Raw genomic sequence first — 17,274 nt, forward strand, 5'->3', positions numbered from 1 at the left:
GGCCCGGCCGGGTGTCGCGCGTCCCGGCCGGATGTTTGTGGGAACGTCAGTTGCCGACGAACGGGCTCAGCTGGCGTTTGGTAACGTCAAGAAGGCCGACAAGGTTCGGGTCGTCCATCGTAGCTTTCGTTACCGTCCCCACGCCGGTATCGACGTTCTTCGGCAGCCGAACGCCATGCGCGGCTGCGTAGCCGTACCAAACCCCGGCATAGCCCATCATGTAGGGGTCTTGGATGACCAGAGCGTAAATCGACCCGCCCTTCAGATGCTCGAGCTCGCCGGCGTCAGAATCGAAGGCGACCAGGCAGAACTTGTCACCGAGCTTCTGCTCGCTAATCGACGCTCCCGCGCCCGTCCCCATTTGGGCATTGTCCGCGAACAGGCCGACCAGATCCGGATCCTTCGTCAGCATGTCCGCGGTGAGGCTCATGCCCTGGGCCTCCTCATTGTTGGCAACCCGATTGCCGACAACAGTGACATCCGGATAGGCTTTCATGCCCTCCAGGAAGCCCCGGTCGCGAGAATCAAGAGACTCGTGCCCGGCCATCGCCGTCAAATAGCCGACCTTGCCTGCGACCTTTCCCGTGCGTTCCTTGAGGCAGGCCGCCAATGCTTCAGCTGCCGCCCTGCCGCCCGCTTCGTTGTTTGTGGTGAGGAAAGATGCGTATTTGTCCGTCTTCGCTCCCGAATCGATCACGATCACCGGAATTCCGGCATCGGTGACTGCGGCGATCGGATCGCCGAGAGCCTCGAAGATCGTCGGCGAGATCACCACCGCCGCGGGTTTTGAAGCTATCGCAGTTTCGAGCACGCCGATCTGACCGGCGGCATCATCCTTCGGTGTTCCCAGTTTTTCGACCTTGACGCCGAGCTTCTTACCGGCATCCTCCGCGCCCTTAAACACCCATTGCCAGTATTCCGAGGTCGTCGCCTTAACGATTACTGCTACGGTGTCTTCCGCATGAGCCGCGTTTTGGCTCATCAGAGCAGATACCGCTAGCGAGGCGGCCAATATTGCCTTCCGTTGCATCGTTTCCTCCCGTGTTGTGCAGCGCCTATGCTGCTTTCGCCGAATCGGTGTAGCCGGTCATGTACTTGATGAGGGTCTCCTGGTTGGTATCTCCCGCCGCTGTGACATGAACCGTGCGGCCGCGGAACATCACGACAATCCGATCTGCGACTTGCAGGATCTCGGTGAGATTGTGTCCGATATAGATAACGCCGACCCCATGCGCCGCGAGGTCGCGTGCGTGATGGATGACGCGTTCACGCTCCATGACTGCGAGCGCGGCGGTAGGCTCGTCGAGCAGCACCACCTTTGCCTGCCAGTAGATGGCGCGCGCAATGGCCACCGCCTGGCGCTGGCCGCCTGAAAGTCGGGCAACCGTGCGAGCAGCCGTCGGAATCTCGCTTCTTATCCGGCGCAGGAGTTCCGCGGTTTCTCGGCGGATTGTCCGGTCATCCACATAAGGCAGAAAGCCGAACAGGCGCCGCATAGGCTCACGGCCCAAGAAGATATTGGCGCCGATGGAAAGGTCATCGGCAAGGGCCAGGTCCTGATAGACGGTTTCAACGCCGCGCTCGCGCGCCTCGCGCGGTGAGGAAAGGTCCAGCGGCTCGCCGGCCAGCAGGATCTGGCCGGCATCGGGCTTGTAGACGCCGGAGATGTGCTTGATCAGCGTAGACTTGCCGGCTCCGTTATCGCCGACGATCGCCAGCACCTCTCCGGTTTGGAGTTGCAGATCAGCGCCGCGTAGCGCCTCGACCGGACCGAAGCTCTTGTGCAGGCCGACGACTTCGAGAATCGCACTCACGGTTCACCGTGATCGGGTTCGGACGGAAACGGGCTGTGTTCGCTCGTGACCATAATTTTCCTCCCGTGGCCGAGCCGAAGTCTTTTGCGGCAGGCTGTTTCCTGTAGGAAAAAACCAGCAGAATGTGCCGCAGGGTCTTTTTAAGCCTGCTTTCTTATCGATAAAGAACAACGCATGGAGCAGTTTGCGTCAAGTTGTTTTTTATGCTTAAAAATCGGATGAAAAAGACACCTGCGGAGAGGCGTTCGTGAAATCCGACACGGTTTACAAGAGTGCGCTCAACGCAACCTTGCAATTGCTCGGCAACGGCGAGTTTGCTGCCGGACTACCGTCCGAGAATCAACTTCGGTGCCAGATCGGCGTCAGCCGCACGACGGTGCGCAAGGTGCTGCGCGAACTCACCAGGCGCGGCATCGTTGTTCAGGAGGACGGCGCTAACGTTCCCGGCCGGCCGGTCGGCAAGGACGATCTTTATAGTGGGCCGGAAACGACATCGCGCAACGAGCATGTCGAACAGCAGTTCATGGAGTGGTTGCTGCGCGGCGGCATCAAGCCTGGCACGCTCATCAACGAGCTCGAACTTGCCCGCCAGTTCCACGTCGCGACCAACGGCATCCGGGAATTTCTGATCCGCTTCAGCCGTTTCGGCCTTGTCGAGAAGAAAAGGAACTCGGGCTGGCTTTTCGAGGGCTTCACGGAAGACTTCGCGCTGGAGTTGTTCGAGATCCGCGTGATGTTTGAGCTGCGGTCGGCGCGCCTGTTTGCCAAGCTGCCGCTGGAATCGCCCTTGTGGGCGCGTCTGGAAGCGCTGAAGCACCAGCATATCGACTTGCTGGATAACATCGAGGTGCGCTACCATGACTTTTCAAGTCTCGATAACCGCTTTCACCGGCTGGTCAACGAAAGCTCGCCAAACCGGTTCATCGACGACTTTTCCGATATCATTACCCTCATCTTCCACTACCACTACCAGTGGAACAAGGCGGACGAGAAGGAGCGCAACAAGGCCGCGATCGTCGAACACCTGGCCTATATGGAAGCGCTCCAGTCGAGAAACCGTCGCAGCATCGAATTCGCGTGCCGAAAACACTTGCGATCAGCTCGCAACACGCTCTTGCGATCGTTGGCGATGTGATGTTGCGGGCTCGATTCAGCAGGTCAGCGCGCCGCCCGCCAGGGCCGGGACGGGCAGGTTTCAGGCGCGTGCCGAATGCATATGGCCAATAGTCCATTTCGGCGTCGCGAAGCATCGACCGACGGCAACTCCGCCTTCGGCTCCGCTCCTGAACTGAGCTGAACGATTTTACCTGATATCAGGCCCCAATTCCTAACTATCCACAGCCCCTAGGATGATGGTTAATCCATAGAAGAACTGTACGTAGAATCCGGACAGACCAACTCCGACGACACCCGTCTGGATGAACGAAACGGTGAGCGCTCCGATTGCGCCGCCAACCACGGTGCCGATCCCGCCCCAAGGCGGCGTGCCACCGACGAACACCGACGTGATGGCCGGAAGCAGATAGCCGTCACCGGAGGTGGGCCACCATGTGAAGTTGATCATTGTCGAGAAGATGCCAGCGAGCGCTGCGCCGAGGTCCATCAGCCCGAAGACCTTGACCCGCTAAGGTGACCTTCAGCGACATTTCTGTCCGAAATCAGACAGCGACACGCGATATGTCATTCTTAAATGACGGGACTTCCGGCAGTCTCCTACATTCGCTCTGCCTAATATGCGTCAACTAAAAGGCCCGGCCGACAATGCCCCGTTCGGTCGGGCCTGCTTTTCTTGTTTTGGTTCCCTGCCCTGCCTGATCAACGCCGCATTCCCGACTGTAGAGCAACGGAACGTCAAAACCGCGATCAGTAGTCCTTCTCCTGCCCGCTCCATCCGATGCGCATTTCCTGTCGGTCAGCCGCAACGTGAAATCACATCAAAACTTGAAGATCGAAGAGCCCGTGCCCTTCCGAGCAGGCTTTTTGCCTATCAGGGCGAGAATGCGGAGCAGCGGCCACCACGATCGAAGTTTGTCGATGACCCGCTCTGGTTCCTGAAGCAGGGAAATCAAGAGACCCACCCCAAAAACCGCGCCGAATGCGAAAGGCGTGGCCAAGTACAAGGTGTCGACCAGACCGACCATTTTTGCAACCCCGCTCCCGCTACCCTTGCCTTCTCCATTGAGCCCTTTCGCCAAAGGACGGCAACGGGTCGATCCCGTTGTTTCCCATCCAGCGAAGAGACTGGATGGTTGGCTGCCGAACGGGTTATTCGAGGGGCGGGGAAACGGACTTCCCATAGCTGTCGAGCACTGCCGCCACGTCGCCAAGCATGCGCGACAGAGGGTGGGTTCCCTTAGCTTTAAGTCGGATGTCGGCCTTTTCAAAGATCGCGAGACAAATCTCGCTCGAGTCATGGCGCGACTGGTAGGCCAAGCCATCCGGACGGTCTGGGTGATCCCAGAGGGCGTCCGACCAGAGGCCGCAGGGCTCATAGGGTCCGGTCGAAATCGAGTTGTCCGTGCCGACAGTCTGCAGTCCCGATCCATACAGGCGCACAATCCGTAAGCGTCGGTCAGAGACGAGCCCGGATACGGAGCGCCCAACGATATCGGTCATGGCCACCATGAGACGTTGCGGATTGCGCACAAGGGTTTCGGCTAGGGCGCCGCGAAGGGTCAGTCCGGCGTATAGAGCTCCGAACCGACCGCTTGCACTATCAAAGCGGTTCGTCGGCGGCACGTTCGAGCCCAGGCCGAAGAAGATAGGGGCGAGTGACGAACGGTGGACACGGTGCAACACCTGTCCGGCCTGAATCTCGTCGATAGGCAGCGATATGTCAGCGAGCCATTCGGGAGGAGGAGGCGCCAGACCGGATGGACCGCGGGGCGCGGCCCGCTTCCCCGAGGTCATGCAAACCCGTCCTGCGCCTCACTACGCAGGAGGCGCAGGACCGCGCCCCGATCGCCTGACTTCAGCGCTTCAAGGGCCGAGCGCCCTCCAAGCGCCGAGTCGGGCGCGAGCAGGAAATCGAGCGCCACCCACGGCCCGGCCGAAGCGTAGGCCCGAATGACATCCGCGATACCGGCGTGGACGTCCGTCTCACCGAATTGACAGGCGGGATAGCGCCAGTCGCTTCCCTCGCGAACCGCAAGCAACGCTCCGGCTCGCCGGCGCTTGTCGACAGCCTGACGCGAGATGCCGAGAAGGCGACCTGCATTTTCAGCCGACAAAGTGCCGCCACCGCGCTCAATCAGACGCTTTCGGTGTTCGACGTTCCTTGCCAAGGCGGGAACGAGCGGGTCGAGTTCGATGACGGCTGGACCGACAATCTCGGACCGACTGAGGAGCCATGCTAGCGAACCCGCATCGGTTGGTGCAGCCAAAGCGTCGGACAGAGCCTTCGGCGAGGCAGTGGCTGCCATGCGCTCAAGCGCTGATGTGGCGCGCCGAAGAAAGGCCGCCTGCAGGGAATCAGAACGGCTGCTGCTCGGGTTTGGCGCGGTACGGGCCATAATAACCTCGCTGGTTGTCTTAGGGAGAATATAGATATCATCGCGCCAACGTCAACCAACTAACCACTATGCAGATGCCATGGCTCAGCGGAATCCGTTGGCGCACGTTTTCAAAGAATTCCCCATGCGCGATACCGTCCCCTGCCCGTCATCTCCCGAACGCCAAAGCTCAGCAATGAGGTTAAGCGCGCCGCGTGGCGTCACCTTTACCTCCTTGGCGATCATTGCCGCAGACACGATCGGCCGCGATAGAACCAGATCAGTCACACCAGGCAGACTGCTCGACGATCGCCTGGACCGCAGCCGGCGCTGCATTTGCTCCCGCGCTTGGGTCAGCCGGACAATTTCCTTCATACCGGCCTGGCCTGCGGCCGACATGGCGTCGAGCGCGGCAAGTAAACGCATCATCTTGCTCCGCGATCGTCGGCGTTCGCGCGGGATCATCTTCAGCCCGACATTGAGGCAAAATTGATGAGAAGCGATCTTACGCCGAGATCGAAACCAGCCGCTGACCAGCAAGGGGCCGCGCCGGGAGCGCTCCAGAACCGCATCGATCGCGGCGAATTCCGCGGACAATGCCTCTTCTCTTCCGGAGAGACGTCCCCGCCGCCTTCACCACCCCGGCCTCTGTCAAATTCGGCTGCCCCATCGCAGTGGGAAGACCGGATCGCCCACATCCGGGCACCGCGACGGATCGGACATCACGTTGCGAAGCAGGCACATGAGCGTCTTTCCGAATTGCTGTCCCGGCCTCCGGCGTTACGGACCATTGGTTTGATGCTGGTCGGACCCTATGCCAACGGCAAAACAATGATCGCGGAACGGTTTGCGGTCGAGCATTTGAGAACGGCCGGGAGGCAAAGGGTGTGGATGGTGCAGACGCGGGAGGGCACCGGTCTCGTTCATTTCTATGGTAAGCATTCTGCACGCATTGCGAGCGCCGGTCGGCAATGGCCGAGATGTCGGCCGGAAGGCTGAACAGATCGATCATCTGTTCGGCATCCTGAAGCCCAAGATCCTGATCTTCGACGAATTCCACAATGCGTTGCGCGGCCGGTCCCGGGACGTCGAGGCGGTTCTTGCGTTTCTCAGGCGGATCGGCCGTCAATTTGACGTCTCTCAGGTTCTGATCGGCGAGGTCGCCGTCTTCGACCTCGTCAACGCGACCAGCGAAATGGTAAGCCGGTTCGACCTGCTCGCGGTGCCGCGGTGGCACTATGGCGACGAGTTTCTCACGCTCCTCGACAGCCTCGAAGGCGCCTTGCCGCTCGCCCGCTGTTCCGATCTTTTCGATGAGAAGCTTGCGCGAAAGATCTTCCAGCTTTCCGAGGGATTGATCGGCGAGATCATCGCGATCGTCACGACGGCGGCAGCCGCCGCGGCCAGGTGCGGTACAGAGCGGATCACGATGGCAGCCTTGACGAGCTGCGCTACATTCGGTGTCGATGCGCCGCCGGGCGCCGGTGCGTGGCGAAGTGACCGGCTCGGGCTTTGCCATCGAAGTCCGCGAGCGATACCGGGACGTCGTTCGGGATCGGTGGCCCGTGTGCATTGAACCGCAGCTGGATGAGCTGGTGTCCACTGGCTCCATCGCCTTGCTTTCGCGAATGGTATGGCACCGAGATCGTTCGCAGGCCTCCTCGGGCTTGGCGAGGGAATGTGGTCGGCCCGCCTTGACCTTCGGCTTCCGTGCGACGTCGCCACTCTGCTCGGCCGCCAGACAGACATCTCGCAGGAAACAATCTCGGCGGTGGCGATGTCCGGTCGGGTTCCGCCAGCGCTCTTGCTGCCGCTGCGCGAACACCTCAAGCGTAACCGTTCGAGCTGGATTCAGTATTGCCCTTTATGTCTTGCTGATGACGGGGCTCCGTATTTTTTGTCGGCAGTGGCGACTGGCATCGCGTGTTTCCTGCTTCGTACACGGTTGCGGATTTTGGGACCGATGTCCCGCCTGCCGTAGCGGGATTGCCGCCTTCGATCAGACGGAGCTGATCCCGCAGCATTTCTGCGCTCGATGCGGCGTCGATCTGTGCGGGGCCCGAAGGCCTTTGTGAAGGCAGCGGCACGGCGACTGGAGCGCCCGATCGACGATATCTGTCGCGTGGAGGTGGCCAAGGGGTCACCGACGATCGGCGGTTTGGTATCGCGTCTCCTGCGAGCGCCAGTCGCTGCCGATCTAACGTCGGAAAAGACCCTCACAAATCTGTCGACCTCGGCGCGCATCCGCTGCTTCGAGCTTTGCTGCGAAACCTGACGATTGGTTGGCCGCCGACAAGGATGCGACGATCGAACTTCGGCGTCGGCTTGTCCTGACGGCAGGCGGCCATGATCGGTTGATTGCCGCCCTCACAGACCTGCTGGAGAACCACCAAGACTCGCTACGGCCGAAGCGTTCCTCGCGCCCGGCGCAGATCTTCTCGCGCTCCTAACGGCCTACACACGTATCATGACCGGTACATATCATTTCGTGCGCTGGTCTGAAATCGTGTCAGCTTGAATTTCGGCTTACGAAGCACCAGGCGTTCCGGAAACTGGACGTGAGAGTGGCCTCACGCGCGACTTATCGCGGCCTCGGACTTGCCTTCACTTTCGGCACGCTAACGCCTAACCGGTGCGCCCATCCCGAATGGCTGACAATGCGGAGTGTTTCGGCTTCGGCCGCTTCGGTGTCGGTTTCGTACGGACCACCCACGGATTGTCGGTGCGCCCTATATTGATACTTATCGGCTGCACGATGTTACGGGCGCAGCCGGCCGAGAGATACGCGAGCTCTTGCCCTAGACGAAGGGGAGAGCTTGTGCCGCACTCCGCAAATTCCCGATATAAAAACAGACTTCTCGGCCTGCTCGACCCGCAGGACATGTCCTTGCTCTCGCCCCATCTGGAGCGAGTCGAGCTTGGACTGCGAGACCGCCTCGAACAGCGGGGCATGCCGATCAAGTTCGTGTACTTCATCGAGGAAGGCATCGGCTCGATCGTCGCCAGGATGGCGCACGGCCGGGATACCGAAGTGGGCCTTCTGGGCCATGAAGGCATGACAGGAACGGTTGCCGTCCTCGGCGGCGATCTTGCGCCGCATGAGTGCTTCGTCCAGGCCGCCGGAGCGGCGATGCGCATTCCGATAGCTCCGTTTCGCGATGCATTCGAGCAAAGTCCGACCCTGCAGCGGTTTCTTCTACAGTTCGTCCAGTGTTTGATGATGCAGACCAGCTACACCGCTCTCGCGAACGCCCGCCTCAGGCTCGAAGGCCGTCTCGCCCGCTGGCTCCTGATGTGTGAGGATCGCGCCGGCACCGAACTGAACATCACGCACGAATTTCTGTCGATCATGCTTGGGGTGAGGCGGCCGGGCGTAACCGTCGCTGTCCAGATCCTGGAGGGCAATGGGTTGATCCGCGCCATGCGCGGCAAGATCGTCATCCGTGACCGGGAGGGGCTGATCGCGCTCGCTGATGGCAGCTATGGCGCACCGGAAGCCGAGTACGAAAAGCTGCTCGGCAGCAGTCCAGTCCGGTTCAAGGTTGTGGCGACCTCGACAGCAGTGAGCCCGTAGGAGATCACCCGCATGGCACTAGCCCGCTATTATTTTGACGTACGCAGCAATGACCGGCTCTTTTCCGACACTGAAGGAACATGGTTGGCCGGTGGCATGGATGCCGTCAGAACCGAGGCTTTTTCCGCGCTGACAGACTATGCACGGGAAGTAACACCCACCATCATTCGCCGCCGCCTTTCCGTTGAGGTACGCGACGAACACAGGCAGCCGCTCTTGAAAGCCGTGCTGGTCTTGGTCATCGAGGTCCTTGCCTCAGACGACCCAGAACCGCCCAACCACTGACAAGGACGCCGAGCGCTCGGCGCTACGAGCGGAAATTGGGCACCATTATCCGAGGCGGCGGTCAGCCCCCATTCGTCTTCGTTCAGCTTCTCGGCCATTCGTCTGGAAAGCAGCTGAAGCAGCTTCATTCTATTCGGCGGCCTTCATCGGTCGCACCAAGCCCTTCAGGATGTTCAGCATCGTCGCAGTATCAATCGGCTTTCCGACCAGTGGAGCGCCGCGCAGAGAGGGATCGTCCAATTCGCCTAGCTTCGGGTCCACGGCTGATTGCAACAGGAAGGGAATGCCCCTTGCGTTCAGGATCCTCGCAACAGCAACGCAAGTGCCGTCTCCGAGCCTCAGGTCAAGGATAGCTGCATCCGGACTGTTATTTTGCAGCCATTGCTCGGCTTTGGCGCAGCTGGAAAAGCTTCCTGCCACGTCATAGCCGGCCTCGCGCAGCTCGTCCTCGATCTCCCAGGCGGCAAGCGCGGTGTCTTCAAGCAGCAAAACAGTTTTTGTGCCCAACTTGGACATAATCCTCCCGCCTCTGAAGCAGCGGACCGACGATGGCAATGCCATGAGGGAAAATAATATCGGCATCGAGCTTACGCAACAATGGCCTCTGTACCGAACCGACATTTGGCCAGAGAGAAGTGCGATTCACCGCGGATGTCTTGGTAAAAAGTGTCACGATCGAGGAGGCTTCGGCTGTGCCCTTTCACTTTCCTTCAGCTTTCGATCCGCTTCTATTTCGGCAACGGCGACCAGAGAATCGATCTCCTGCATGCTTTCGGCATGTCCAGCAGCTGCCACCTTTCGTCTTAGCTCATGCAAAACGTCTCGCGCCTGCCGCAAAGTATGTCTGAGGCTTGATCGGCCTGTCATATCTGCACCTTTCCGCTTCAACATTCTGGCAATGCGGCAGGTTCCGCGAAAAATTCGCAGCTGACGCTCACTACTCAAACCCACTCCCTTGCATTGTAGAGAAACAATACCTCTCTCAGCCAGATTGAGCCGATCAATTGATCTGCGGCATCCTAGTCCTCGCGCAGCTGGATCAACGTGGCGAGCAGGAACGGGCCAGTGCCGGCGGCGATTCAATCCTGAAAATTTGGTTCGGAACCAATGCGTTACCGAGAGGTTATACAAGACTGTGAGACACAGATGGTGCAGGGGGATGGCAGCAGCAATCGAAGTTCAGGCGGGCAACTTAAAGCGCCCGTTGGTCGTGCTTATCGCAGAGGACGAGATACTGATCAGGTGGGCCTTGGCGGACGAACTTCGCGGGTTCGGTTGGGACATCATCGAAGTTGCTACTGCGGACGACGCGATAGAGGTTCTCCAGACGGCTATCGAGGTCGACTTGGTAGTAGCTGACGTGAACATGCCTGGCAGAGCGAACGGGTTTGATCTGGCGGCGTTCGTCATCCGAGAGAGGCCATGGGTGAAGGTGGTCATCATGTCCGGCCACGCCCGGCCGCAGGACCGCAGTGAGCGCCTCTTTGACATCTTCGTTGCAAAGCCATTCGACGAGAGAGAGCTGGGGGAACAGCTCCGTTCGCTCCTTGTCGGGAACACGGGGGCCGATTAGCAGTTGGGCTGCATGTCCGACGAACACGACCATTCAAGCGAGACAATTCTGGTGGTCGATGGCGACGTGATCGCCCGCACCGTGATTTCCGATTATCTTCGACACTGTGGCTACAGGGTAATCGAGGCCAACAGCGGGGAAGAGGCCCTGCAGGCGTTGCAGCACGAGAAGTTCAATGTGAACGCGGTCCTGTCAGACGTGGAGCTGCCGGGTGAGCTGAGCGGCTTCGACTTGGCTCAGTGGATGCGGCAAAACAGGCCCGGGATTCCCATCGTTCTTTCATCGGCCGTCGAGAGAGCCGCTCAGTTGGCTGGCGATCTGTGTGAGCAAGGCCCGGCGCTGGCAAAGCCATACGAGCCGAAGGCAGTAATCGATCACATCAAGCGGCTGAAGGGCAAACAGGTTCCAGACTAGCACGGCCGGGGCCATCCACGCCGTCTTGTGTCCGGTGCAACCGAAACGGAGCCGGCTTGCGCTTCCAGGGAGGCATTCGACACGTCCCGGTTGACAAAGATCGCTGCCTGTCCATCGAACGCAGGAGCGCAGCATAAGGCGATCACGAATTCGGTGAGACGGGGAGTGAATCCAATATCGATCACCCGACGCTTGGCGCCCGGTGATCGATATCCCGCGACGGCTCGGAGCTACATCTTCGGTAGGAGAACCTTGTCGATCACATGGATGACGCCGTTGGACTGGTCGACGTCGGCGATGGTGACGTTGGCAACGTTGCCGTTCTCGTCCTCGACCATCAATTTGTCGCCTTCGTACTTGGCGGTCCAGGTGCAACCGCCCACGGACTTGACCGGATGCGCGCCCTTGTCGTCGTCCACCATCTTCATGATGTCCTTGCCGAAAGCTTTCGCGCCGACGACATGGCAGGATAGGATTTTCGTCAGCTGATCCTTGTTCTCAGCCTTCAGCAGCGTTTCGACCGTGCCGGCCGGCAGAGCTTCGAAGGCGGCGTTGGTCGGCGCGAAAACGGTGAACGGGCCGGAGCCTTGCAGCGTCTCGACAAGGCCGGCCGCCTTCACGGCTGCGACCAGCGTGGTGTGGTCCTTGGAGTTGACGGCGTTCTCGACGATGTTCTTGTCGGCCAGCATGGGCGCCCCGCCGACAATCGGGTTTTCGGCATAGGCGGCGGTGGCGAGCACTGAAAGGATGGCGACACCGATAAAGTATTTGCGCATGTGAAGAACTCCTTGGTTTGGATCCCGCAATCGGGGGACCTAGGGAGATACGGACGCTGTATGCGGAAGTTTCAGACGGGGAAGAAATTTCTGATCGCTACGGATAGGCGTCGGGAGCCATCCATATTCGCAGACGCTTCCGACCTATCAGCCAATCAGCCAACCCTTAGGTTGTCAGATGCTGTTCAGATCGCCGGCCGCCACCACAGGTCCGGTCGGCTGCCCGGTTGGCGAGCCACCGGCTGGCTCCAGGCTAATGGCCAGCTGAGCGCCGGCCTCGATCTTGTTTCGAACGGCGTCTGCGACATCCAGATGGACGCTCTGCCCAACGGGAATAACGCCGAGCGACTGCGGCGGATTGCTGCGCTCAATCACCCACAGTTCAAAATCACGCCCTTCTGGGCGCGCGCCCGTTACATGCGAAAGTCCGACATCCTGACTCCGCGCGTCATAAACCACGAAATAGTGCACGTCAGATCCAGTGGGAGCCAGCGATGCGACGTAGCGTTCTGCCGAGACTTCCGCCTGCGGCGACAGGTAGGGAACGGCGATGTATAGCGCTAGCGCGGCGAGCGAGGCGATGGCCAGGCCCCGCCACAGCGCGAGGCTCGACCACCAGGAGACGCCGCGGGCTTGGACCCGGTTCCCGGCAAACAGCCGTCCGTCGATCGCTGCCTTCACCGAGGCCGGCGGCTCGGCCGCCGGATAGGCCGCGGCCATCGGCGAAAGCCGGGCTTCCCACTGGTCGACAAGGCGCGCGAAATCAGGTTCGGCCTCGATGCGCCGGGTTGCCGCCTGGCGCTCGGCCGCCGGCAGGACGCCGAGAACGTATTCGGCGGCGATCATCTCGTCGCTTCCGGGTTCCGGTCCGCTATCGTCGGCGATGCTCATCGCTCGAGGCATTCCCTCAGTTTCATTAGGCTGCGACGCAGCCATGTTCGCATCGTGTTGAGCGGCACGCCATGGCGCGCAGCCAGTTCGACATAGCTTTCGCCGGACATATAGGCGCCGCGCACAGCGGCCGCCCGGTCCGGCTCCAGTTCTTCGAGACAGCGGTGAACGCGCTCGCTTTCCCCACTCGCCACCGCCATCGCCTCGGGCCCGGCCGTCGGGTCCGCAATGTCCAAGGCGGCGTCAACGTCGACGGCCGGCGGCCGGCGCGAGCGGATTCGGTCGATGGAATGATTGCGCGCGATCGCCACCAGCCACGAAATCGGGCTGAGTTCCGAAACCGCGAAGCGGTCGGCCTTCGTCCAAATCTTGACGAACACCTCCTGCAGCGCCTCCTCGGCCTCGGCACGATCGTTCAAGACACGGAGGCAGACCCCGAAAAGTTTCGCGCTGGTCTGCCGGTAAAGCAGATCGAACGCCGCGCGATCCCCCATAGAGGTACGGACGATCAACTTCGTAATGTCCTGCGGCGTCATCGCCGCCAAATTATGGATTTGAGGATGATTTGCAACCGGCTGAGTTTCGTCGGGCTTTGGATTGTAGTTCGCTGAGCGGCTTCTTCTTTTGTCGCCCGCTTATCAGTGCGTTCAGCCAGTCCGCGAAAGGGGGTCGACAACGCGCCCCTGCCGAGAGACCACGTTGGCCAGCGGTCAGAGAAGCCGGCTAACGCCCCAAGAGCTCGTTTTCCCCATTGAGCGGTGAAACTTTGCCGGACCTCGCGCCGTTACTGCGTCACGTGAAGGGAGAGGGACCTTATGACCCATGACGCAACAACCACTTTGCTTCTCGTACTCACTGCTATCGCGCCGGTAGCAGCCGCCGCCATTGCCGGTAATCTTGCAACCGTCCCCAATATACCCACCTGGTACGTTCATCTGGCAAAGCCTTCGTTCAACCCGCCCAACTGGGTTTTCGCGCCGGTCTGGACGACATTGTACCTGATGATGGCGTACGCGTTCTACCGCGTGCTCAACTCAGGCTCGGATTGGATGAGCTTCGCGGTAGCGATTTTCCTGATCCAGATCGCCTTGAACGCTGCCTGGTCCTGGGTGTTCTTTTCTTTCCACAGTCCTCGCGGCGGGCTGGTCGTCATAGCGGCTCTCTGGCTCGCTATTATTCTTACCATCGTTGCCTTCTGGCAGATCGACCGCACGGCGTCCATGTTGCTCGCTCCGTACCTGGTGTGGGTCAGCTTCGCGGCCGCTCTGAACTGGGAGATCGATCGGTTAAACTGACTGGTCGTGACCAAAACCACGGAAGGCAGGAAAGAGACGGCATTTCAGCGATGAGAATAATCGAGGTAAATGATAAAATGCAAAGGGGCTACCGCTATGCCCTTTCGGCCTCCGTTGGGGCCGATTTCGATCCCGGGTTCAAGCCCGACCTGACGCCCGGCCAAATGCTTCGTCTGGGTGTCTTTGGCGGCAAATACATGACCGACACAACATCGGAATTCCCGGAGGATTGGTTCGCAGGGGCGAAATTATCGCCTGGCAAGCGAAACCCCACTCTCAACTGTTTCGGAGTGGATGCAAGTCAGCCACTCTCCGTTTGGAGGGCGAAGGGATGGATCAACCCTGATGATCCTCGGGGATGGTTCCAGTGGTACTGCCGATACTACTTGGGGCGACGCCTACTGGGAGAGGACGCGCGGCAAATTGGGCGGTGGTGGGCGATGCGGCGGCACGTCGCACAGATTATTTCCAACTGCGAGCCTTTGGACGTGTGGTGCCGCAGACGCCAGCGTCAGGCATTGCTTCACTGGGCCTACGACAGTCGAACGTTATGAGATGATTGCCTACAAGCCCACGGCGGGCGGCCCGACGATAAATCCATAATCCTGTCCTGCCGCGAGCGGTTTATGCCTGTAGTTGCATTCCCGGTCGAGCGGGCTCGATCTATTCAGCAGGCGACCGCAGCCGACCGCTTGAACATGATGGTCACCTTGGTTCCTTCACCGACGGCTGAGGTGACATCGAACTGCGCCTTGGCATTTTCGGTCAGCGACCGCGCTATGAGGGCTCCGAGTTTGCCGGGCGCAGGCCATGTCACACCTTCAGGCAGGCCAATGCCGTCGTCTGCGATCACGACCCGGCAACCATTGCCGTCGACCATGCTGCGCAGCGTGATTGTCCCGCCCTCCCGACCTTTGAAGGCATGCTTCAGCGAGTTTGTGAGAAGCTCGTTCACAACCAGCCCAGTGGGCATGGCGACATTTATCGAAACCGGATAGGTGTCGACCTTCATGTCGAGGCGGATGCCCTCCACTGCGTGAGAGGTCATGACGGCGGAGGCTATCTGGCTCAGATACACCCCCAAATCGATCTCGTCCTTGTCATCCTCAGCAGACAGCGCCTGATAAAGGATCGCGAGTGCGTCAACGCGCCCCGCCAGACGTTCAAAGCGCTTCTTGTCTGGTTCGACCGCGTTCCGGGTTTCCATTCGGATGAGCGCAGTGATCATTTGCAGGTTGTTCTTGACCCTGTGCTGAAGCTCGCGCAGGAGCGTATCCTTTTCCCGGATACGCTCCTCAATGGATAGTTTATCCGCATCGCCATGGGCAGATACATCAACCAGGGCGACAAGACGGAAGCAGAGTTTGCCATTGTCGTCCTCGATGACATTCGAGTAAACATCTACGATCGCTGAATCTGGGGCTTCGCGCTCGAGGCGAAAAGTTCCTACGCAATCGGTTTGCGTGACAATCGCTTCATCGATCCGCCGATCGGATGCCGCCTTCACCGCACTCCCCGAAAGCCCCTGCCAATTCTCCTGCTCAAGGCGAGCGGCGGTAAGCCCGGAAAGCTTCTCGAACTCTGGATTGGCGTAGACCACCGTCTCGTCATCTCTCAGATCCGATACCGCAATGGCGATAGGAACTTGGTCGAGGAACTTCTTGAACTGTTCGCTTTCGAGCGCAGTCGCAAGTTCAGGGGTGTCGAGCAATTGTTCAACGGGCTCGTGCCGATCTTCGTCGGATGTCATCCGTTAAGCCTGTCCTTTTCGCCGTGTAGCGACAGCAGTTGCAGTGAAGTTATACGCCCGCCATCTGATCAAGGCTACAAGTCCTGGCAGCTGAATTCAGGAGTAGGACGGCACAAGCCGCGTATCCCGCAGTGGAAACTCCATGGTAAAGCGCAAGCCGCCTGGATCGTAGCAGAGTTGGATCTTGGCGTCGCATTGCACTGCCACGACCTTCTCCAGCAACGTCGTTCCAAACCCAGTGTGCCAGGGCGGCTCCACCCTTGGTCCGTTGCACTCCTGCCAGTCAAGATTGACGACCCGCGCCGAACCGGTGCCTGTCAACTGCCAATGCACTTCGAGCCGACCATGCGGAAGCGAGAGCGCCCCGAACTTGGCCGAATTCGACGCCAGTTCATGGAACGCCATTCCGACCGGGATTGCAATGTCGGCGACCAGCGAAACGTCCGGCCCGTCAATGACAATACGCGGCCGGTCGAGCGTCTCGTAATGCAGCAACTCCCTGTGCAGCAGTTTTTGCAGCGACGCCGTTTGCCAGTAGTCGTCCGTCAGCATCGAATGCGTATCTGCCAGCGACACGATCCTGGCCGAAAAATTACGCATGAAATCGTCTACGCTTTGACTTGACCGGGCAGTGGCACCCATCATGGCCCGAACATTGGACAGTGTATTCTTGACGCGGTGGTGAAGTTCCCTGATGAGCAGCTTCTGGCGATCCGCGAGTTCCTGCATTTGCTCGATGTAAGTCTTGACTTCAAGCTGACGCGACCGGGCACGTAGGGCTGCACGGACCGAATTCACCAGGCTCGACGCCAGGAACGGCCTCTCCAGAACGATCAGGTATCGGTCGAGGAACGCCAGTCGCTTGTCGTACTCTGCCCCCCTCATGACCAGGAGAACTATTGGGAAATCAGACCATGCCGGCTGATTTGCGATCCAGCTGGCAAACGCGCCCCGGTCTGAGTTCGTCAGGCCCTCTTCGGCAACGACCAGGCACTGGGCGCGATCGAGAAGGGGCAGAACCTCTTCGAGGTTTGCGCAAATGCGGGTTTTGACAAGCGCCTTGGCGAGGATCGATGCCACGATGGGGGCGTCCCGTCCAACTGGCGCGAGCACAAGCACTGCCGGCTCTTCCAGATTCATTTCTCTATCCGCTGAGCAGGTCGGAGTGTTTGCCTTCGAAAACCGGTGCGCCGGTCAGAATGCCGCGGAACTCGTCGAGCGGCTGGCCCACCGCAACCCCTTCGGCGCTGATCCTGAACTCCCGAATGGTGTCCTCGTGCGCACCCACACGCTTCTTGATCACCGAAATCGCCCGCCTCACACGGCCAGCGTTTTCGAAGAAGCGCAGCAACAGCACCGCATCGCACAGGTAGGTCAGATCGACGGGCGCCGCCCTCTGGCCAACAAGGCC

At 59.9% G+C, this 17,274-nt stretch carries 22 protein-coding genes and 2 pseudogenes; 10 read left to right on the plus strand and 14 right to left on the minus strand.

The window, feature by feature from the left end:
* Positions 1–46 precede the first annotated feature (46 nt).
* Both MAXJ12_RS31710 and MAXJ12_RS31715 read right to left on the minus strand, forming a co-directional pair.
* On the minus strand, positions 47–1,030 hold the full coding sequence (locus tag MAXJ12_RS31710) for a substrate-binding domain-containing protein (protein WP_008840302.1): 984 nt from the start codon (positions 1,028–1,030) through the stop codon (positions 47–49).
* Between the two features lie 25 nt (positions 1,031–1,055).
* The gene (locus MAXJ12_RS31715) at positions 1,056–1,814 is read right to left on the minus strand and encodes an ATP-binding cassette domain-containing protein (RefSeq protein WP_008840303.1); all 759 of its coding nucleotides are present in this window, start codon (positions 1,812–1,814) and stop codon (positions 1,056–1,058) included.
* A gap of 247 nt (positions 1,815–2,061) precedes the next feature.
* Between MAXJ12_RS31715 and MAXJ12_RS31720 the strand changes: the two genes are divergently transcribed.
* The gene (locus MAXJ12_RS31720) at positions 2,062–2,949 is read left to right on the plus strand and encodes a GntR family transcriptional regulator (protein ID WP_008840304.1); all 888 of its coding nucleotides are present in this window, start codon (positions 2,062–2,064) and stop codon (positions 2,947–2,949) included.
* A gap of 192 nt (positions 2,950–3,141) precedes the next feature.
* On the opposite strand, the gene MAXJ12_RS31725 is transcribed toward MAXJ12_RS31720, so the two are convergent.
* The 5 genes and pseudogenes from MAXJ12_RS31725 to MAXJ12_RS31745 form a co-directional block, all read right to left on the minus strand.
* Positions 3,142–3,417, minus strand: coding sequence for an ABC transporter permease (locus tag MAXJ12_RS31725; protein ID WP_008840305.1), 276 nt, complete (start codon positions 3,415–3,417; stop codon positions 3,142–3,144).
* 331 nt (positions 3,418–3,748) lie between these two features.
* A complete protein-coding gene (locus MAXJ12_RS31730; protein ID WP_008840306.1) occupies positions 3,749–3,955 on the minus strand; it encodes a hypothetical protein in 207 nt (68 codons plus the stop codon).
* Between the two features lie 124 nt (positions 3,956–4,079).
* Positions 4,080–4,724 (minus strand): RES family NAD+ phosphorylase, encoded by a 645-nt coding sequence (locus MAXJ12_RS31735; protein ID WP_008840307.1) that lies wholly within the window; start codon positions 4,722–4,724, stop codon positions 4,080–4,082.
* Complete coding sequence (locus MAXJ12_RS31740) at positions 4,721–5,326, minus strand: MerR family transcriptional regulator (protein ID WP_008840308.1); 606 nt, start codon at positions 5,324–5,326, stop codon at positions 4,721–4,723. The genes MAXJ12_RS31735 and MAXJ12_RS31740 overlap by 4 nt, the downstream gene beginning before the upstream one ends.
* A gap of 110 nt (positions 5,327–5,436) precedes the next feature.
* Positions 5,437–5,851, minus strand: a pseudogene (locus MAXJ12_RS31745) (helix-turn-helix domain-containing protein); the annotation flags it as partial.
* Here MAXJ12_RS31745 and MAXJ12_RS39935 point away from each other — a divergent pair.
* The 5 genes from MAXJ12_RS39935 to MAXJ12_RS31765 all read left to right on the plus strand — a co-directional run bounded on the left by MAXJ12_RS39935 (position 5,798) and on the right by MAXJ12_RS31765 (position 9,164).
* Positions 5,798–6,304, plus strand: a complete 507-nt coding sequence (locus MAXJ12_RS39935) for a TniB family NTP-binding protein (RefSeq protein ID WP_341872558.1) — start codon at positions 5,798–5,800, stop codon at positions 6,302–6,304. The pseudogene MAXJ12_RS31745 and the gene MAXJ12_RS39935 sit on opposite strands and share 54 nt — an antisense overlap.
* Positions 6,237–6,881, plus strand: a complete 645-nt coding sequence (locus MAXJ12_RS31750; protein WP_008840310.1) for a TniB family NTP-binding protein — start codon at positions 6,237–6,239, stop codon at positions 6,879–6,881. Before MAXJ12_RS39935 ends, MAXJ12_RS31750 begins: the two co-directional genes overlap by 68 nt.
* Positions 6,882–6,938: 57 nt before the next feature.
* On the plus strand, positions 6,939–7,286 hold the full coding sequence (locus MAXJ12_RS39405) for a TniQ family protein (protein ID WP_050898978.1): 348 nt from the start codon (positions 6,939–6,941) through the stop codon (positions 7,284–7,286).
* 837 nt (positions 7,287–8,123) lie between these two features.
* On the plus strand, positions 8,124–8,879 hold the full coding sequence (locus tag MAXJ12_RS31760; protein ID WP_008840313.1) for a Crp/Fnr family transcriptional regulator: 756 nt from the start codon (positions 8,124–8,126) through the stop codon (positions 8,877–8,879).
* Positions 8,880–8,891: 12 nt separating this feature from the next.
* Complete coding sequence (locus MAXJ12_RS31765; protein WP_008840314.1) at positions 8,892–9,164, plus strand: DUF6894 family protein; 273 nt, start codon at positions 8,892–8,894, stop codon at positions 9,162–9,164.
* Positions 9,165–9,293: 129 nt separating this feature from the next.
* On the opposite strand, the gene MAXJ12_RS31770 is transcribed toward MAXJ12_RS31765, so the two are convergent.
* Positions 9,294–9,680 carry a response regulator gene (locus MAXJ12_RS31770; RefSeq protein WP_008840315.1) on the minus strand — a complete coding sequence of 129 codons (387 nt, stop codon included), beginning with the start codon at positions 9,678–9,680 and terminating at the stop codon, positions 9,294–9,296.
* Between the two features lie 643 nt (positions 9,681–10,323).
* Here MAXJ12_RS31770 and MAXJ12_RS31775 point away from each other — a divergent pair.
* Together MAXJ12_RS31775 and MAXJ12_RS31780 are read left to right on the plus strand one after the other, a co-directional pair.
* Entirely contained in the window at positions 10,324–10,737 is a 414-nt protein-coding gene (locus MAXJ12_RS31775; protein ID WP_008840316.1) for a response regulator, read from the plus strand.
* Between the two features lie 12 nt (positions 10,738–10,749).
* Positions 10,750–11,151 carry a response regulator gene (locus tag MAXJ12_RS31780; protein WP_008840317.1) on the plus strand — a complete coding sequence of 134 codons (402 nt, stop codon included), beginning with the start codon at positions 10,750–10,752 and terminating at the stop codon, positions 11,149–11,151.
* Positions 11,152–11,381: 230 nt separating this feature from the next.
* Here MAXJ12_RS31780 and MAXJ12_RS31785 read toward each other — a convergent pair whose 3' ends face one another.
* The 3 genes from MAXJ12_RS31785 to MAXJ12_RS31795 form a co-directional block, all read right to left on the minus strand.
* On the minus strand, positions 11,382–11,927 hold the full coding sequence (locus tag MAXJ12_RS31785; RefSeq protein ID WP_008840318.1) for a fasciclin domain-containing protein: 546 nt from the start codon (positions 11,925–11,927) through the stop codon (positions 11,382–11,384).
* Between the two features lie 174 nt (positions 11,928–12,101).
* Positions 12,102–12,818, minus strand: a complete 717-nt coding sequence (locus tag MAXJ12_RS31790) for an anti-sigma factor (protein ID WP_008840319.1) — start codon at positions 12,816–12,818, stop codon at positions 12,102–12,104.
* A complete protein-coding gene (locus MAXJ12_RS31795; protein ID WP_040589197.1) occupies positions 12,815–13,354 on the minus strand; it encodes a sigma-70 family RNA polymerase sigma factor in 540 nt (179 codons plus the stop codon). The genes MAXJ12_RS31790 and MAXJ12_RS31795 overlap by 4 nt, the downstream gene beginning before the upstream one ends.
* Before the next feature lie 279 nt (positions 13,355–13,633).
* Between MAXJ12_RS31795 and MAXJ12_RS31800 the strand changes: the two genes are divergently transcribed.
* Both MAXJ12_RS31800 and MAXJ12_RS39410 read left to right on the plus strand, forming a co-directional pair.
* Positions 13,634–14,113: a TspO/MBR family protein gene (locus tag MAXJ12_RS31800; RefSeq protein WP_008840321.1), complete on the plus strand. Its 480-nt coding sequence runs from the start codon at positions 13,634–13,636 to the stop codon at positions 14,111–14,113.
* 50 nt (positions 14,114–14,163) lie between these two features.
* The gene (locus tag MAXJ12_RS39410; RefSeq protein ID WP_008840322.1) at positions 14,164–14,667 is read left to right on the plus strand and encodes a hypothetical protein; all 504 of its coding nucleotides are present in this window, start codon (positions 14,164–14,166) and stop codon (positions 14,665–14,667) included.
* Positions 14,668–14,780: 113 nt separating this feature from the next.
* Here the strand turns inward: MAXJ12_RS39410 and MAXJ12_RS31810 are convergent, their stop codons facing one another.
* The 3 genes and pseudogenes from MAXJ12_RS31810 to MAXJ12_RS31820 form a co-directional block, all read right to left on the minus strand.
* On the minus strand, positions 14,781–15,863 hold the full coding sequence (locus MAXJ12_RS31810) for a sensor histidine kinase (protein ID WP_008840323.1): 1,083 nt from the start codon (positions 15,861–15,863) through the stop codon (positions 14,781–14,783).
* Positions 15,864–15,959: 96 nt separating this feature from the next.
* On the minus strand, positions 15,960–17,003 hold the full coding sequence (locus tag MAXJ12_RS31815) for a sensor histidine kinase (RefSeq protein ID WP_008840324.1): 1,044 nt from the start codon (positions 17,001–17,003) through the stop codon (positions 15,960–15,962).
* A gap of 4 nt (positions 17,004–17,007) precedes the next feature.
* Positions 17,008–17,274: pseudogene (locus MAXJ12_RS31820) on the minus strand (ATPase domain-containing protein); the annotation flags it as partial.

Origin of the sequence: Mesorhizobium alhagi CCNWXJ12-2 (assembly GCF_000236565.1) — a bacterium.
Classification (GTDB): domain Bacteria; phylum Pseudomonadota; class Alphaproteobacteria; order Rhizobiales; family Rhizobiaceae; genus Allomesorhizobium; species Allomesorhizobium alhagi.